This window comes from Streptomyces sp. C36 (genome assembly GCF_040932295.1).
Classification (GTDB): Bacteria; Actinomycetota; Actinomycetes; order Streptomycetales; family Streptomycetaceae; genus Streptomyces; species Streptomyces triculaminicus.
Genome location: NZ_JBFQGI010000008.1, coordinates 79,537 through 92,419, shown reverse-complemented (window position 1 = coordinate 92,419; position 12,883 = coordinate 79,537). Strand labels below are relative to the sequence as shown.

Genomic DNA, 12,883 nt, shown 5'->3' with positions numbered 1-12,883 from the left:
CCGGGCGGCCCCGACCGGCCGGGCGGTTCTGACCGATCAGCCGGCTCTGACCGATCAGGCGGTTCTGACCGATCAGGCGGTTCGCCGGCGGCCGGGTGACGTCGGGTCAGGACTGCCGTGGCTCTCCCGCCGCCACCGCCGTGCCGCTGGTGCCGGATCCGCTGCCGCTGCCCGTTCCGCTGCCGGAGCCACCGCCCGGTGCGACCGGGCCGGGGGCGGCGTGACCGGTCCCCGTCAGGTAGGCGGAGACCACCACGTTGGCCTTGTACTCGCGCTGCGCGCGGTCGTAGTCGCCGCCGCACGTGATCAGGCGCAGCTCGGCGCGCTTGGTGTCCGCCGGCCCGTAGACCTTGTCGACGTCGAACTTGTCGTTGGCGACGAGGGAGACGTCGTCGACGGTGAAGTTGGCGGTGCTGCCGTCGGACCGTACGACGGTGATCGCCGTGCCGCGCTTGATGTTGCTGAGCTCGTAGAAGACCGCCGGTGAGCGCTTGGTGTCCACATGCCCGACAAGGACGGCCGCGCCCGGGCTACCGGGCTGGGGACCGTCCTGGTACCAGGCCACCGCGTTGGGCCGTTCATAGGGTGGCGCCTCGACCCCGCCCAGCTGATCGAGCCCATGGGCCTCGATCGGGGCCCGTAGGCCCAGGGCTTTGATGATCAGTGCTTGGGGGCCGGCCCCCGGCACGGGTACGTGTACCGGGGGCAGGCCGAGCGCGGGAGGGCGGTCTTCGGCGGCGACGACGTCACCGGTCTTCGGAGCCTTGGCTATCGGCTCCTCGACGGTGTCGTTGCCCACCAGCCACAGGGCCAGCATCATCGCCGCCCAGGCCACCCCTGTCAGCAGGCGGCTCGCGCCGCCTGTGCGCTTGTCTGACATCACTCCGATTCGCTCCCTGTTACTGCTTGGCCGCGTTGGCGCGACGGCGGTACCAGATCAGCCCACCGGTGGCGACACCCAGGGTCGCGCCCGCGAGGACCATGGCGGAGGTGTCGGGAGACTCCGACGCGGCCAGGGACGCGGTCGCGCCACCACCCGCGTGCGCGTGGTGGTGGGGCCGGCCGTGCTCGTGGTGACCGCCCTCGTGCTCGCCTCCGTGGTCCCGGCCATGCTCGTGGCCGCCTCCGTGCTCCTTGCCGTGGTCGCCGCGGCCGTGCTCGTGGCCGTGGCCGCCTCCGTGCTCCTTGCCGTGGTCGTGGTCCCGACCGTGGTCGTCACGCCCGTGGTCGTGGTCGCGACCGTGGTCGTCGTCCCGGCCCTCGTGGTCACGTCCGTGGTCGTGGTCCTTGCCGTGGTCGCGGTCCCTGCCGTGGTCGTCGTCGCAGTCGTCGTCGTCCCGGCCCTCGTGGTGCTTGCGACCGTGGTCATCGCGACCGTGGTCGTCGCGGCCGTGGTCGTCGTCGCAGTCGTCGTCGTCCCGGCCGTCGTGGCCCTTGTGGTGGTCACGGCCGTGATGCCGGCCGTGGTCGTCGTCGTCGCAGTCGTCGTCGTCGCCGTGGTGCCCGGCGGGTACGCCGGCCTTGACGGTGGAGAGGTCGACGTGCGCGGCCTTGGCGGCCGGGTCGTTGAGAGCGTAGGCGGCGGGGGCCGCGCAGACGGCGAACGCCGTCAGAGTGCCGCAGACAGCGGTACGGATTGTTTTCACGGGTTGTACCTCCTTGGTCCGAGGTTCACCCGCCGCCTTCACAGGGGCATCCGCAGAGTAGTCGTATTGCTCCATTCGGTAACAAATTCGCTTCGGATTCGGCGAAACCGCAGCTCAGAGGGGGTGCGGAGCGCCAGTCGACCCTTCACTCGCACGGCCGCGCCGACGAGGCGTCAGGGCGGGGGCAGGCGGTCGGCGGGGTGGTGACGGCGACTCGATAAATGCCCCAAATTGCGATACCGCCCGGATCGGGCCTGGGCAAGGCGACAAGATCTGGCCCCGAGTTCTAGTGGATGCGTCGCTTCCGCGCGCTCGTGATCCTCCCTGAGGATCGTGGGGCATCCGGAAGCACTCAGTCCGCTTCGTCGCCTCTGTACTCCGATGAGGACTCATGTTGGCCCTGCTCGACCCCCATGCCGCTCCTTCTTCGTGGAGATTCGGTGAAGGTTCCGCTTTCGGTGCGCCTCGAGGGCGAGGTGCCGTGGGCGAGAACACGTGGCGGTACGCCCGGCAGGAGTCATGGCGCTCGGCGGACGGGGGAGCGCTGTCCCCTTGAGATTCCGGATCGGTCGTGCCAGCAGCACACCCGCGCACCTGCCTCCAGAGGAGCCGGTACCCGCCCAGGCCGCCCAGGCCGCCCAGGCCGCCCAGGCCGTCCAAGCCACCCAGGCCGTACGGACCGGAGAGCCGGAGCCTGTCGAACCGCCCCTGTCGGACCACGAGATAGGCCTCATCAGGGCGTCCCTGACAGTGGTCGAGCCGCTCGCGGGGGAACTGACGGTCTACTTCTACGCGATCCTCTTCGCCCGCTACCCCGAAGTCCGTCCGATGTTCCCGCACGGGATGGACGCCCAGCGCGACCGCCTGCTGCGCTCGCTGTTGCGCATCGTGGACCTGGTCGACGACCCCGAGAACCTCGTCCGCTTCTGCGGACATCTCGGCCGCGACCACCGCAAGTTCGGCACCCTCGCCGCGCACTTCCCGGCCGTCGGCGAGTGCCTGCTCGCCTCGCTGGCCCGGTACGCCGGCCCCGCGTGGACCCAGGAGATCGCCGCCGCCTGGGCGAAGGCGTACGGCACGGTCGCCCAGGTCATGATCAGCGCGGCCGAGGAGGACGAGGCGGTACGGCCCGCCGTGTGGCCCGCCACGGTCGTGCACCGCGTCCCGCGCGGCCACGGCATCGTCGAGATCACCGTGAGCCCCCACACCCCGTACGCGTACGCCGCAGGCCAGTATGTGAGCGTCGAAACCCCCTGGTGGCCGAAGCGGTGGCGCTACTACTCCGTCGCCAACGCGCCGCGCGAGGACGGCACCCTCACCTTCCACGTGCGCGCCGTGCCCGGCGGCTCGGTCAGCGAAGCGCTGGTGCACCGGGCGGCCGTGGGCGACGTGATCCGGCTGGGGCCGCCGATGGGCGACATGGTCCTGGACGCCGCCGACCACGATGACCTGCTCTTCGTGGCCGGCGGTACCGGCCTCGCCCCGATCCGCGCACTCATCGAAGAGGTCGCCCGGCGTGGGGGGCGCCATCAGGTGGAGCTCTTCATCGGCGCCCGGACCGGGGCCGAGCTGTACGGGGTCGACGAGATGCTCAGGATGGCCCAACGGCACCACTGGCTGACCATCAGGGCCGCGGTCTCCCACGAGTACATCCCCGGAATCCGGGGATCCCTGCCGGAGGTACTGGCGGAGTACGGGCCGTGGTACGAGCACGACGTCTTTCTCAGCGGCCCGGTCCACATGATCGCCACGGCCAGGGAGACGCTCGCCCTCCAGGGCACCCCGCCCGGTCGTATCCATCACGACCCGTTCGAGACGCCCGTCCTGTCGACGCCCTGAGCTGCCCCGTCAGCTCCCCTGAGTCGCCGTCTCTGAGCCGCGCCCCGCGAGCCGCATCCCCTGTCCGCCTTGCTAGGAGACCCCTTCGTGACCTTGCCTCCGCCGTCTTTCGGATCAGCGGGCGAGCATCATCTGCAGCAGCAACTCGGCACCGCCGACCGCGCCGCCCGGTTCTACGACCAGCAGGTGCGTCGCCATCTCACGCCCGAAATGCGGGAGTTCATCGGCCGCCAGGCCATGGTCTTCCTGGCCACCGCCGACTCCCGTGGCGAGTGCGACGCCAGCTTTCGGGCCGGGCCGCCGGGATTCGTCCACGTCATCGACGACCAGACGCTCGCCTACCCCGAATTCCACGGCAACGGCGTGATGGCGAGCGCCGGCAACATGGTCGAGAATCCGCACCTCGGCATGCTCTTCGTGGACTTCACCCACCATCACGTGGGCCTGCACGTCAACGGCGAGGCCCATGTCTACCGCGACAGCGACCTGCGCCGCCTTCACCCCGGCCTCCCCACCGACGTCGCACCCGGGCGCAGTCCGGAAGTGTGGGTCCGTATCGCCGTCGAGGAGGCCTACATCCACTGCTCCAAGCACATACCCCACCTGGAACCGGCCCCCCGCCCCGCCGGCCGGGACGCGGGCCGCCCCCAGGACTCGAACTACTTCACCAAGCCCCGTACGGAACACTGGCCGAGCCTTCCGTGAACGTGAACGTGAACGTGCACCGGGCGGCGTGGGGCGGCGCCGTCCTCGTCAGCGCCCTGAGCGTCCTTCCCCGGTGGGTTCCGCGGCGCCCTGGTTCTCCTCGTGCAGTCGGTGCGCCAGCAGCGAGTGGGCCATGGCGCCTCCCGCGCTGACCGCCGAGGCGACGAAGGCGACCTCCGTCATCTCCTGGCGGGTCGCGCCGGCCTCGGCGGCGCCACGGGTGTGGGTGTCGATGCAGTAGGCGCAGCGGGTCGACGTGGCGACCGCCAGAGCGATCAGCTCGCGGTACTTGAGCGGCACGGCTCCGCCCTCGCGGAAGACGGCCGCGTGGAAGTTCAGGAAGGCGTTCGCCTCGGTCTTCGCCAGCTCCCGGACAGCGGGAACGCGGTGCAGGTCAGAGGGTTGTTGGTAGCTCATGAAGCGATGGAACCAGGAGGCCCGCGACCCGGTCCAAGACCGTTTCGGTCGCCCTGCCAACGCGTTCGATATCGTCATGGGCGTGGACATGCGCAGGCTCCAGTACTTCGTCGCGGTAGCGGAGGAGGGCAACGTGGGCAGGGCCGCCCGTCGGCTGCTCATGTCCCAGCCGCCCCTCAGCCAGCGCATCCGCGAACTCGAGGCGGACCTCGGCTGCGCACTGTTCGTCCGTACTCCGCACGGCATGACGCTCACCCCGCCGGGCGAGGTGCTGCTGACGGAGGCGCGCCGACTGCTCGAGGGCGTCGAGCGCGCCCGCGACCTGGTGCGCCGGGCAGCCGGCCGGCGGGTGCTGCGCGTGGGCGTCGTCGGCCCCGGCGAGGCGGCGCTGTCTGCCACCATGGCCCGCACCTTCGCACAACAGCATGAAGACGTGGAAGTCAGCCTGATACAGGGCGACCTGAGCGACCCGACCGTCGGCCTGGCGGCCCAGAACGTGGACGCGGCGATCACCTTCACCCCCTTCACCCGGACCGGCCTGGCCACACGCACCGTCCGACAGGACCGGTGCTACGCCGCCGTACCGTCCGCCGACCCCCTGGCCGCCGCCCCCACCCTCTCCCGCGCCGACCTGCGCGGCCACCTCTCCATCCGCCTGGCCGACGACACCGACTCCCTCTTCCGCGCGCACTGGCAACCCGACGCATCGTCGGAGGGCCCGGTGGTCCGCTCGCTGGACGAGTGCCTGCACGCCGTCCTGTGGCGCAAGGCCGTGGCACTGGTCCCCGAACAGGTAGTACGCGGCCACCGGATCGAGGGCATCACCTACGTCCCCGTCAGCGACCTCCCCCCGGTAGACCTCGTACTCGCCTGGCGCCGCTCCGACCGCAACCCCCTCGTAGCCCACTACGTCGAATCCTTCTGCGCGGCGGTCCGGTCGCGGCCCGGGGCCTGAAGCAACTCACCCGCTTGCGCGGCGGGCCTGTGCGGGGATCCGGCAGACGGGATGCGACTTCTCCGCCTCAGCACCCCACGACCGGCACTCGTGCACGGAGCTCCCGCCATCCCGGAGCCTGAGGCTCCGTCGGAGGCATGGCGGTGACGTCGGAACCGGCGCCCGTTGGGGCTCGACTCATCTCCCGACATGACCCAATTTGCTTGCAGAAGTCCTACGAGCAGGGCCTCCGGCAGACGAGCATGCCGCCCAGGCAGGTGACACGAAACCCGCCCTCTGCCTGAATGACCTCGTTGACCCGCTCTCGCGCGCGCTCGATCGTCTCCCGAAACGGAACGCCCATCTGGTCCGCCCAGGCTTCGTACGAGGCCAAGTGGGCGACGACCGGTTCAGCATCAGTCACCTCGATCACCCCTGGAAGGGGGATCGTACGGATGTCGGCGAAGACCGCGCCGAGGATCGCTGGGGCGTCCTCCAGGGTGAACCGGGCGGACAATTGCACTCGGGCTGGCCCCTCCGGAATGTCCAGCACATCGCCTGCGGCCTGGCGCCAGAGGTGCTCCAGTTCCCGCTTGTCGGTCTGGCTGTTGGTGGAGACGATCGCGATGCCGTCGGGCGCCAGGACGCGACCCAGCTCCGACACGGCTTGGGCCTGGTCCTCGACGTGGTACAGCATGTGCAGCGCAAGGACCGCGCCGAGGGCTCCATCTGCGATGGGCAGCTGTTGAACGTCCGCGACGACGGCTCCGGGGACGGTGCCGAGAATGCCGTGAGAGACGTCCATGGGGAGCACGGTCAGGTCGGGACGGTCCTCCCGCACACGGGCGACGAACTTCCCGTTGCCGCAGCCCACATCCGCGACCGCGCCGCGTATGTCGGTCAGTTCGTTCACGACGATGCCCGGAAGATCGTGGCGCGGGGTCTGCCACTGATAGAGAGACTGGCGAGCGGCCAGGTGCTGACCCGTGCCGTACGCCTTGGTGGAGAGGAGGCTGCGGTCGGTGACCAAATGATCAGGCGTGGGCTGGGCGGTCATCGTGGCTCCGTGGGGTTGCCGGCGAGATCAGGTCGGTGGGTCACCTCGTGGATGTGTGCGCGGAGGTCGACTGCCGACTGTGCGTCACGGTACGGCTCGCTGCCGAGGAGCGCGGCCAGATTGCGCAGCCTGATGGTGATGCTTGCCGTGTATGTCTCGGCAGCGAAAACCTCCGAGAGCTTCACGCCGGCTCCTTCGACCTCGCCGCTCGCGAGGTAGGCCGTGGCCAGGTCCAGATGCGCGGCCTGTAGATCGCCAGGGGATCGGTCTCCTTCCGGACCGGCCTGGTACAGCTCTACGGCGTGGTTGGAAGCGGTGATGGCCTGCTGGATCTGCTCGTTGCCCCCAACGGCCAGCAGGGTGGTACCGGTGTAGGCCCACTGCTTGGCCTCGGGAAACGAGAAGACCCCGGACAGCTCGTCGGGTCCCGTAGTGCTCCGTGCCTCATGGGCCAGAGCGAGGGTTCGCAACGCGCCGCGGTTGTCTCCATCGGCTGCGCGGGCACGTGCCTCCAAGCTCAGCAGCCGGGCCTTGATCGTTCCTGTGCCGGGGCCTCGGCCTTCGTCATGCCCGGCCTGCGCAAGCTCTGCTGCCCGCCGGTAGTCCCCCGCCCAGTAGGCGGCCAGTGACTGGAACGACCGCGCCCAGGCCCGTAGCTCCAAGTGCCCAACGACCTCCGCGCACTGCACCACGGTCCGGACATGGGTGGAAGCGGCGGAGCGGTCACCGAGGTCGAGCGACACATGCGCCGCAAGACCGCACAGCCAGCCTGCGACCACGTACAGATGACGAGTCTGACTGGGATACTGGCGACCCTCCAGCAATCGGAACACCTCCGCCCGGATGGTGCGGATCTCCGGGACCAGGAGAGGCAGAGGCCGGCTGACAAAGTCCCGAGCGAGTCGCTCAACGTCAGCATCGAACTGCTCCAGTACGAGGGAGCTGACGTTGGTCTCCGCTGCGTACCGGGCCATCCGGGCAGACAGTTCCGTATCGGTGGCCAGGGATCGGACATCATCTGTCGGAGCCTCTGGGGTCGGCTTTCCTCCCTGTGCGGCGGACCCCTTCGGGTAGAGGCCCAGTTCCACCTCGCTGGCTACCTGAAACACCGCGCACAGGGCTGCCCTGTAGTCGCCGGAAGGCCAGGTGATGACTCCACGCTCAAGGCGGGAGATCCAGTTTGCATCGAGCTCCGGATCGCGTCCGGTGGTGGCCTGGACCTGGGCGCACACGCGTTCCGCGGCCTGCGTCTGAGTCCACCGACGAGCGCGTCTGTGCTCGCGAAGAACCTCGTTCGCCATCATCCCGCCGTCCACTGGTCGAGTTGGGCGCCGAAAGCGTAGCCGGATTCTGCCTTCTGAGTGCCTACAACGTGCCTAGCGGAATGCCCTGTTCGGGGTCTGGCCAGCGGCGTTGACTGGTCACAGCCGCCCGGAGGGGCGGCCCAGCAGTGCAGTGCCCGACCCAGACCAAGGAGGGACGCCGTGTCTCCTCAGAGTCGTAATCGTCAGCGTCAGACCATTCCCGGCTGGGCCAGCGAAGGCACCCTCATTCATGACCCGCTCAAACGCCGGACCGGCGTCGTGCAGTTCATCGGCGAGTTCGCGTACCCGAAGACCCGCGCGGTCATCCAGAACGCGGTCTTCGCCCAGCCCGAGGGCGGTGGGGTGGAGTGGGTGGTCGAGGACCCCTCCAGCCTGGAACGCGACTGAACGAGCGCGCCCCGTGGGTCTGGCGCCAACAGCTCGCCGTTCTTCTCCACATCGCCGCTGTCAGCGTCTTGGTGGTCGTCTTGGCCCTCGCCGGCAACCCCAGCCGCTGGCCCACTGATCTCCGCCCCGCTTTCCCGAGCACCTCCCGGGGCGGATGCACCACCCGCAAGATCCCCCGCCGGAACCCCGGTGGGACCCAGCAAGGTCAGGAAGGAGTACGTGATGAACGAGAACGCTCCCACCGAGCAGAACAGCGGTCTGCTGATCGGTGTCCGCCGCATCACCGCGGCCCGCTCGCGTGCCGAGGAAGCCTCGGACAACACCGGCGGCAAGTCGGACATGAACGACACCTGATCGACCGAGGAGACCCACGGTGATCGATTCCGCATCGTGGGCGGAGCGTCTGGGCGGGGACACGTTCCTCGCCCAGATGTGCTTCCGCGCCCACAAAGTGATCCGCTCCAACGGCACCACCTCCCCCGCGCCGCTGACCTGGGACGACCTCAACGAGATCGTGTCCGCTCACCGGCTCGAACCGCCCCGGATGCGGCTCTCCCGCTCCGGGGAAGCCGTCCCTGCCGCTGCGTACTCGATCCTCCGCACGAACCGTCGTGGGGTGTCCTGGTACCAGCCCCAGCCCGTCGAGTTCCACGCCCGGCTTGCCGAAGGCGCATCCCTCGTCATCGACGCGATCGACCAGATCCACCCGCCCGTCCGGGAAGCCGCCGCCGGCCTCGAACGGCTCTTCCGCACTCCCGTCCAGGTCAACGCGTACGCCTCATGGACCGCTGAGGAAGGCTTCGGCACCCACTGGGATGACCACGACGTGGTGGTGCTCCAGCTTGAAGGATCCAAGCGGTGGAAGATCTACGGCCCCACGCGTCAGGCCCCTGCCTGGCGCGACGTCGAAGTGCCCGAGGCGCCGACGGGCGAGCCGATCACGGACATCGTCCTGACGTCCGGCGACATGCTCTACCTGCCGCGCGGCTGGTGGCACGCCGTGAGCGCCGACCAAGGTACCGCCTCGCTTCACCTCACCTTCGGACTCGCCACACAGACCGGAGCCGAGTTCCTCGGCTGGCTGTGTGACGGCCTTCGGGCCAGCACGACCGTCCGCGCCGACGTGCCCCGCTTCGGCACACCTGAGGAGCGGACGGACTACCTGGCCGCCGTACGGAAGGAGGTGCTGGCCGCCCTGGAGGACCCGAGGGTTCTCGAACGCTGGGACAGGTCGTTGGACACCACCCACCCGGGTCTTCCGCGCTTGTCCCTGCCCTACCTCACCGCCCTTCCGCCCCAGCCGGGGATCACCGTCCAGCTCACCGCTCCCCGCGCTCGCATCGACCAGGACGACGACGCGGTGACGTTCTCCGGCGCCGGGAACGAATGGACCTTCGCCCTACCCGTCGCCCCGGCGCTCCGCCTCCTGGCCGACGGGAAGCCGATCACGCTCGAGGTGCTGGCCGTCGAATCCGGCCTCAGCGTCAGGCAGACGGCCGAAGTCGTCACCGCTCTGGTCATGGGTCAAGCCGTCGCCGTCGTCGGGGGCTCCAGGTGACCGCTGCCCTCGGGCTGGGGACGTACCGGGTGCGCGCCGTTGAGCAGGCGGCGCGCACCGCGTGCGCCGACGGAACAGTGTGGATCGACACTGCCCCCAACTACAAGGACGCCCACCAGCTGCTCGGCCCCGTCATCTCCCATCACCCGCGCGCCATGGTCGCAACGAAGACGGGGTTCTTCAGCAAGGCTGAGGGCGAGGCCGCAGTACAGGTCGGACTCCTCACCTCGCAGCAGGTAACCGCCGGCCACAGCCTCGGTCCTGCCTTCACCCGCTGGCAGACGGACCGCTCCCTTGCCGCACTCGGCCGCGCCGACCTCGTGTTCGTCCACAACCCCGAGCACTCCCACCTCGACCGCGCCGCGCTGCACGATCGGCTGCGTGTCTTGTTCGCCGTCCTGGAGGAGTTCGCCACCGCAGGCAGGATCGGCGGATACGGCGTGGCCACCTGGTCGGGCTTCCAGCACGGTGCCTTCACCGTCCCCGAACTTCTGGGCCTGGCGAAGGAAGCAGCCGGATCGGGTGAACATCACCTGCGAGCCATCCAGCAACCAGTCAGCCTCGTCATGGCCCGGCCGATCGCCCTCGCTCTCGACGGTCGGGGCCCCCTGGTCCAGGCCCGTGCGGCCGGCCTGATCACCTTTGGCTCCTCGCCCCTGCACGGCGGCGAACTCCCGGCCCTCACCACGCCCGAACTCGCCGAATTCATGCGCCCTGGGGCCTCGTCGGCCGCCGCGTGCCTCCTGGCTGCGGCCTCCTGCCCGAGCCTGGACGTGGTACTGCTATCCGCAAGCACTGGACAGCACTGGGACGCCGCGAAGGACGCCATCGCCTCCCCGCTCGACCCGGGCCGGCTCAGGAAGGTCACCGATGTACTCGCCCAAGGATGAGACCACCAGGGCACGCATGGAGGACGCCTTGGCGCACGCCGCCGGAAGGCTGTCCACCACGACGACCGGGACACCGGCGTGGGGCTGGCTGGGCCGCACCATCGGCAGCCGCACCGAGGGCGGCCACTGGCTCCGCGTCCACTGCGGTGAGGCGTCCAAGACTCCTGCCCAACGGAACGAGGGCATTGCGCTCGCCGAGGAACGGGTGTCCGACAAGGTCTCTCGCCCGCACCTCCGCGACCTTCACCGCTGGGACGGAGGGGAGTACGTCTTCGAGGCGGAGCTGATCGACTACATCGCCCAGCCGGTCATCTCTCCGGAGACGCCCGACCTCACCGAGGACCCGGGGCTGCCGGACTCCTGGTGGACGACCCTGCGGGAGAGCCTGGAAGCCCTGAGCACCGCCGAACCGCCCCGCGAGACCATCCGGCAGTCCTGGGCAGACCAGGTCTTCCCCGAGTTCCTGGGCATCCCCGCGCCGGCCATCACCGAACGCATCACGGGCCACGCCGATCTCCAGTGGGCCAACCTCACCCACGATCCCCTCGTCATCCTGGACTGGGAACGCTGGGGCGCCGTCCCCGTAGGCTACGACCCGGCCATGCTCTACGTGAACAGCCTCCGCGTCCCCGCCGTAGCCGACCGCATCCGTGTCGAGTTCGCCCACATCCTCGACACTCCGGTCGGCAGGATCGGCGAACAGATCGCCCTCGCAGAAATGCTCCAGGCCGTCGGTCGCGGCTGGTACGTCGAGCTGGCCCCGATCCTGCGACAGCGCGCGGAGGAATTGACCGGCGTCTGCCCTCCGGCCTCGGCTCCAGCCAAGGCAACTCCCTGATACGGCCGTACCGGCGCCCGCTCCGCACACCCGCCGTCCGTCACCCCTGGCAGACGGCGCAGCGCGTCGAAGGGGAGGAACGGCAGGGTCATTAGGCGTTGCTCCACCCGGCTGTGCTGGAATACGAGTCAAGCAGGTCCACCACGAAGACCAGGGTCGAGCCCGGCGGGATCAACGGCGAGGGCGACTGCTTGCCGTAGCCGAGACGCGGGGGAACGATGATCTCGCGTCGACCGCCGACCTTCATCCCCCTCACCCCCCGGTCCCAGCCCTTGATGACCCTGCCACTGCCCAGGGCGAACTTGAACGGCTGGCCCCGGTCCCAGGAGGCATCGAACTCCTTCCCAGACTCGAAGGTCACCCCGACATAGTGGACCCTAACCACCATGCCCGGCTGCACCTCAGCCCCGTCCCCGACGACCAGGTCCCGGATGGTCAGCTCGGTAGGAGCGTCACCCTCGGGAACGTCGACCTCGGGCTTCTTCAGTTCACTCATTGCAGCCTCATCACTCTCCGTCGAAAGCCCCCGCACGGACCAGCCGGACACGTGGACCACCCCATGCAGCAGATGGCCACGCTACCGAGAACGCTGATCGGCTGGAGCACATCCAACCTCACGGAGCACGGCGCGGCCTGACTGGCGTGCTACGTCTTCGGTATGGCCATGGTGAGGCCTGAGCTGAGTCCGCTGAGCCCCCTGGCGCGCGGTGAGTGTTCCAGTTCGGCGGGCGCTGCTGGCGCCGTTCACCAGTGTGCGCGCGTTTCGCCTGTGGTGGCGGGGCAAGAGAGTGCTCTCCTACGACCCCGCGTGGCGCGAGGCACGCAGGGTCACGTCTCCGGACGGGGTGGTACCGCCTGCACGGCCATCAGACGACAGCGTGGCGGGTCTCCAACACGTGGAGTGCCCCCCGACACCGAGGCGATGCCGGGAATGGGCTTGACGCTTGGACCAGGGGTAGGGAAGAGGAAGCCGATGTGGCTTCCGAAGACGCTCAGAAGAACCCCAGCTTCTTCGCCGAGTAGCTCACCGGCAGGTTCTTCGTCTGCTGGTGGTACAGCAAGTACACCCATGCTGACCTGGGAAAACGGTGCTTTGTGAGGCTTTCGTGCGGGGCTGGTCCGGAAATGGTCCGGATCTCGGTCCCGGAACTCGTGGGGTGAAGAGGATGGAGGCTGTGAGGTTCTGGGAATGATCGAGAGCGCGCTGGTCTCGTGGGTGATGCGGTACGTCCCATGCCTCCGGGCTCGTGGGAGCTGTCACGGTAGATGGCGCCCTGTGTGGAGTTG

The 12,883-nt window shown here is 69.3% G+C and carries 14 protein-coding genes; 8 read left to right on the top strand and 6 right to left on the bottom strand.

Going from position 1 to position 12,883, the window contains the following annotated elements; genetic code table 11:
• Positions 1-106 precede the first annotated feature (106 nt).
• Together AB4K12_RS23920 and AB4K12_RS23915 are read right to left on the bottom strand one after the other, a co-directional pair.
• Positions 107-880: a class F sortase gene (locus AB4K12_RS23920; RefSeq protein WP_368436151.1), complete on the bottom strand. Its 774-nt coding sequence runs from the start codon at positions 878-880 to the stop codon at positions 107-109.
• Between the two features lie 19 nt (positions 881-899).
• Complete coding sequence (locus AB4K12_RS23915) at positions 900-1,646, bottom strand: hypothetical protein (protein WP_368436150.1); 747 nt, start codon at positions 1,644-1,646, stop codon at positions 900-902.
• 552 nt (positions 1,647-2,198) lie between these two features.
• Between AB4K12_RS23915 and AB4K12_RS23910 the strand changes: the two genes are divergently transcribed.
• Positions 2,199-3,485 (top strand): globin domain-containing protein, encoded by a 1,287-nt coding sequence (locus AB4K12_RS23910; RefSeq protein ID WP_368436149.1) that lies wholly within the window; start codon positions 2,199-2,201, stop codon positions 3,483-3,485.
• A gap of 87 nt (positions 3,486-3,572) precedes the next feature.
• Positions 3,573-4,190, top strand: coding sequence for a pyridoxamine 5'-phosphate oxidase family protein (locus AB4K12_RS23905; protein WP_368436148.1), 618 nt, complete (start codon positions 3,573-3,575; stop codon positions 4,188-4,190).
• Positions 4,191-4,238: 48 nt separating this feature from the next.
• Here AB4K12_RS23905 and AB4K12_RS23900 read toward each other — a convergent pair whose 3' ends face one another.
• Positions 4,239-4,607 (bottom strand): carboxymuconolactone decarboxylase family protein, encoded by a 369-nt coding sequence (locus tag AB4K12_RS23900; RefSeq protein WP_368436147.1) that lies wholly within the window; start codon positions 4,605-4,607, stop codon positions 4,239-4,241.
• Between the two features lie 88 nt (positions 4,608-4,695).
• Between AB4K12_RS23900 and AB4K12_RS23895 the strand changes: the two genes are divergently transcribed.
• The gene (locus tag AB4K12_RS23895; RefSeq protein ID WP_368436513.1) at positions 4,696-5,562 is read left to right on the top strand and encodes a LysR family transcriptional regulator; all 867 of its coding nucleotides are present in this window, start codon (positions 4,696-4,698) and stop codon (positions 5,560-5,562) included.
• 214 nt (positions 5,563-5,776) lie between these two features.
• Here the strand turns inward: AB4K12_RS23895 and AB4K12_RS23890 are convergent, their stop codons facing one another.
• Together AB4K12_RS23890 and AB4K12_RS23885 are read right to left on the bottom strand one after the other, a co-directional pair.
• Positions 5,777-6,598: a class I SAM-dependent methyltransferase gene (locus tag AB4K12_RS23890; protein ID WP_368436146.1), complete on the bottom strand. Its 822-nt coding sequence runs from the start codon at positions 6,596-6,598 to the stop codon at positions 5,777-5,779.
• A complete protein-coding gene (locus AB4K12_RS23885) occupies positions 6,595-7,902 on the bottom strand; it encodes a multiprotein-bridging factor 1 family protein (protein ID WP_368436145.1) in 1,308 nt (435 codons plus the stop codon). Before AB4K12_RS23885 ends, AB4K12_RS23890 begins: the two co-directional genes overlap by 4 nt.
• A 180-nt stretch (positions 7,903-8,082) precedes the next feature.
• Between AB4K12_RS23885 and AB4K12_RS23880 the strand changes: the two genes are divergently transcribed.
• From AB4K12_RS23880 to AB4K12_RS23860, 5 genes are all read left to right on the top strand, one after another.
• Positions 8,083-8,310, top strand: a complete 228-nt coding sequence (locus tag AB4K12_RS23880; protein ID WP_368436144.1) for a hypothetical protein — start codon at positions 8,083-8,085, stop codon at positions 8,308-8,310.
• A gap of 222 nt (positions 8,311-8,532) precedes the next feature.
• On the top strand, positions 8,533-8,664 hold the full coding sequence (locus AB4K12_RS23875; protein ID WP_278186254.1) for a hypothetical protein: 132 nt from the start codon (positions 8,533-8,535) through the stop codon (positions 8,662-8,664).
• 19 nt (positions 8,665-8,683) lie between these two features.
• Complete coding sequence (locus AB4K12_RS23870; protein ID WP_368436143.1) at positions 8,684-9,868, top strand: cupin domain-containing protein; 1,185 nt, start codon at positions 8,684-8,686, stop codon at positions 9,866-9,868.
• Positions 9,869-9,897: 29 nt separating this feature from the next.
• Entirely contained in the window at positions 9,898-10,758 is an 861-nt protein-coding gene (locus tag AB4K12_RS23865) for an aldo/keto reductase (protein ID WP_368436142.1), read from the top strand.
• Positions 10,739-11,596 carry a hypothetical protein gene (locus AB4K12_RS23860; protein WP_368436141.1) on the top strand — a complete coding sequence of 286 codons (858 nt, stop codon included), beginning with the start codon at positions 10,739-10,741 and terminating at the stop codon, positions 11,594-11,596. Before AB4K12_RS23865 ends, AB4K12_RS23860 begins: the two co-directional genes overlap by 20 nt.
• Positions 11,597-11,687: 91 nt before the next feature.
• Here the strand turns inward: AB4K12_RS23860 and AB4K12_RS23855 are convergent, their stop codons facing one another.
• Positions 11,688-12,092, bottom strand: a complete 405-nt coding sequence (locus AB4K12_RS23855) for an FKBP-type peptidyl-prolyl cis-trans isomerase (protein WP_368436140.1) — start codon at positions 12,090-12,092, stop codon at positions 11,688-11,690.
• Positions 12,093-12,883 lie beyond the last annotated feature (791 nt).